The sequence below is a fragment of the Methylobacterium sp. WL103 genome (assembly GCF_008039885.1).
Taxonomy (GTDB): domain Bacteria; phylum Pseudomonadota; class Alphaproteobacteria; order Rhizobiales; family Beijerinckiaceae; genus Methylobacterium; species Methylobacterium cerastii.
This window is the reverse complement of sequence record NZ_VRUX01000530.1, coordinates 1-2,923: the sequence shown is the minus strand read 5'-3', so window position 1 is coordinate 2,923 and position 2,923 is coordinate 1. Positions and strand designations below refer to the sequence as shown.

Below are 2,923 nucleotides of genomic sequence, written 5' to 3'. Positions count from 1 at the left end.
GCGCAGGGGCGGGCGAGTGGCTCGGGCGCGTCGGCCTCGCCACCTTCGCCGACCGCTATCCGCACACGCTCTCGGGGGGGCAGCGCAAGCGCGTGGCCCTCGCTCAGGTGCTGATCCGCGACCCCGAGATCCTGCTGATGGACGAGCCGTTCGGGCCGCTCGACGCGCAGACCCGGCAGATCATGGGTAACCTGCTGCTCGACCTCTGGGCCGCCGACCGCAAGGCGGTGCTGTTCGTCACCCACGACCTGGAGGAGGCGATCGGCCTGGCGGACCGGGTCGTGGTGCTGTCGGCCGGGCCGGCGGCGCGGGTCGTCGGCGACTTCCCCGTCGCCCTGACTAGGCCGAGGGACATCGCCGAGATCCGCCTCGACCCGCAGTTCCACGCGCTCTACCAGCGGATCTGGTCTTGCCTGCGCGTCGAGGTCTCGCGCGCCTACGCGAACGGGCCGGCATGACGCCTCACCCTTCGGAGACCCGCCGGTGAACCGTTTCGGCCTGCTCGCGCTCCAGATCCTCGTCGGGGTAGCGGGCTTCGCGATTTGGCACGTGCTCACCGTCTACCCAGTGCTCGGCCAGCCGCGGCAGATCCAGTTCTTCTTCTCGACTCCCGGCGCGGTGTTGGCGCGGACCTGGACCGAGATCACGTCGCCCGAGATCTGGGGCCACATCGCGATCACTCTGCAGGAGACGGTGCTGGCCTTCGCGTTCGGGGCTGCGGGCGGCATCGCCTTCGGCTTCCTGTTCGCGCGCAACGCGTTGCTGGCCGCGGTGTTCGACCCCTACATCAAGGCGGCCAACGCCCTGCCGCGGGTGGTGCTGGCACCGATCTTCGCTCTGTGGTTCGGCCTCGGCATCTGGTCCAAGGTGGCCCTCGGGTTCACGTTGGTGTTTTTCATCGTGTTCTTCAACGTCTACCAGGGGGTGCGCGAGGTCAGCCCGATGGTACGCGACAACGCCCGCATGCTCGGGATGAGCGAGCGCGGGCTGCTGCGCCACGTCTACTGGCCGTCGGCGCTCACCTGGATGTTCTCCTCGCTCCACACCGCGGTGGGCTTCGCGCTGGTCGGGGCGGTGGTCGGCGAATATCTCGGCGCGTCGGCCGGGCTCGGCTACAAGATCCACGAGGCCGAGAGCGTGTTCGACGTGACGGGCGTCTTCGCCGGGATGCTGATCCTCACCGTGTTCGTCGTCCTGATCGACGCCCTCGTCACCCTGGCCGAGAACCGCCTCCTGGCCTGGCGCCCGCGCGGCCCGCAGGGACGGAACTGAAAGGACGTTTGCGATGCACCGCCGCTCATTCCTCGCCGGATCCGCCGCGGTGCTCGCCGCTTGCAGGGACGCGCAAGCCGACACCGTGAAGGTGCGGATCGGGGTCGGCGGCAAGCCGCTGCTCTACTACCTGCCGCTGACGGTTGCCGAGCGGAAGGGCTACTTCGCGGAGGAGGGCGTCGAGGCCGAGATCTCCGATTTCGGCGGTGGCGCCCGCTCGCTGCAGGCGCTGGTCGGCGGCTCGGTCGACGTCGTCACCGGGGCCTACGAGCACACGATCCGCATGCAGGCCAAGGGTCAGGACGTCCGCGCCGTGTGCGAACTCGGTCGCCTGCCGGCGATCGTCATCGCCGTGCGCAAGGACCTCGCCGGCACGGTGAAGTCCGTCGCCGACTTCAAGGGCCGGAAGGTCGGCGTGACCGCGCCGGGCTCGTCCACGGCGCTCGCGGTGCAGTTCGCGATGATCAAGGCCGGGCTGAAGGCCACCGACGCGCCGCTCATCGGCATCGGCGGCGGGGCCGGCGCCGTCGCCGCGATCAAGCGCGGCGAGATCGACGCGATCGCCCACCTCGACCCGGTCATCGCCAAGCTGGAGGCCGACGGCGACATCCAGATCCTCGTCGACACCCGCACCGAGGCCGGGACCCGCGCCCTTTTCGGCGGACCGAACCCGGCGGCGGTGGTCTACACCAAGCAGGATTGGATCGAGCACCACCCGGCGGCGATGCAGCGGGTGGTCAACGCTTTCGCCAAGGCGCTCAAGTGGCTTGCCACAGCCTCGCCCGAGGCGATCGCCGACCTCGTGCCCGCCACCTACCAGTTCGGCGACCGGGCGCTCTACGTCCAAGCGGTGGGCAAGTCGCTCGAAAGCTACTCGCGCACCGGCATCCCGACCCAGGAGGGCATGACCAGCGTCCTCGACCTGGTGCGGACGCTGGACGCGGAGATGCAGAGTGCGCAGATCGACCTTGCGACCACTTTCGACGACCGCTTCATCAAGCGCGCGATGGGCTGATTACGGCAGGGCCGCGGGCGCTCAGAATTCGCCGCCAAGACCGGCTCGCACCCCGTGGCCGCCGTCTCCGCCGTAGGCGTAGCCGACGTTGATCGCCAGCGGGACCGCAGTCGGCAGACGGTGAGAGAGCGCCGCGCCGCCGGCCCACTCGCCGCGGTAGGTCGCGCTGTTCAGCACCCAAGTGGTGCGGCCGGGGGCCGAGGGCATCGAGGCGGTCGGCATCGCCAGCGCGGTGGCGACGCCCTGGCGGGCCTCGCGACGCGTCTCGGTGCTATACTGCGATAGGGCATTGGTGCGCGATTCGAGGGTGCCGACGCGGGCCTCGACTCCGCCGAGCCGCCCCTCCGCCGAGTCGAGGCGGGAGCCGAGGCCGGCGATCGTGCTAGGGCCGTAGCCCGAGGTGGCGAGGTTTCCTGCGGTGTCCGAGGTGACGAACCGCGTCTCGCCGGACTGGGCCGCGGCGCTCTGGGCCGACCCGATCCCGCCGAGCGTATAGGTATTTGAGCCGTTGCCGATCGCGACCTGGTTCGCGCGGGTGGTCCGGGCGCCGGGGCCGATGGCGATCGCGTTGGCTTGTGTCGCCGAGGCGCTGCGGCCGATGGCGATCGACCCGTCGCCGGCGGCGTTCGCCTGCGT

General features: G+C 70.5%; 3 protein-coding genes and 1 pseudogene. 3 read left to right on the top strand and 1 reads right to left on the bottom strand.

The features are described 5' to 3' along the window. The 3 genes from FV222_RS21830 to FV222_RS21820 form a co-directional block, all read left to right on the top strand. The coding region (locus tag FV222_RS21830; RefSeq protein ID WP_147815624.1) for an ATP-binding cassette domain-containing protein at nucleotides 1-458 on the top strand (458 nt) is incomplete at its 5' end. Between the two features lie 25 nt (nucleotides 459-483). Then, on the top strand, nucleotides 484-1,272 hold the full coding sequence (locus FV222_RS21825) for an ABC transporter permease (protein WP_147763867.1): 789 nt from the start codon (nucleotides 484-486) through the stop codon (nucleotides 1,270-1,272). Between the two features lie 13 nt (nucleotides 1,273-1,285). Then, a complete protein-coding gene (locus FV222_RS21820; protein ID WP_147763866.1) occupies nucleotides 1,286-2,287 on the top strand; it encodes an ABC transporter substrate-binding protein in 1,002 nt (333 codons plus the stop codon). 21 nt (nucleotides 2,288-2,308) lie between these two features. On the opposite strand, the pseudogene FV222_RS21815 reads toward FV222_RS21820, so the two are convergent. Next, nucleotides 2,309-2,923, bottom strand: a pseudogene (locus tag FV222_RS21815) (hypothetical protein); the annotation flags it as partial.

Excerpts from the sequence above, each read along its gene's own strand:
- FV222_RS21820 (WP_147763866.1), top strand. The coding sequence starts at position 1,286 with ATGCACCGCCGCTCATTCCTCGCCGGATCCGCCGCGGTGCTCGCCGCT.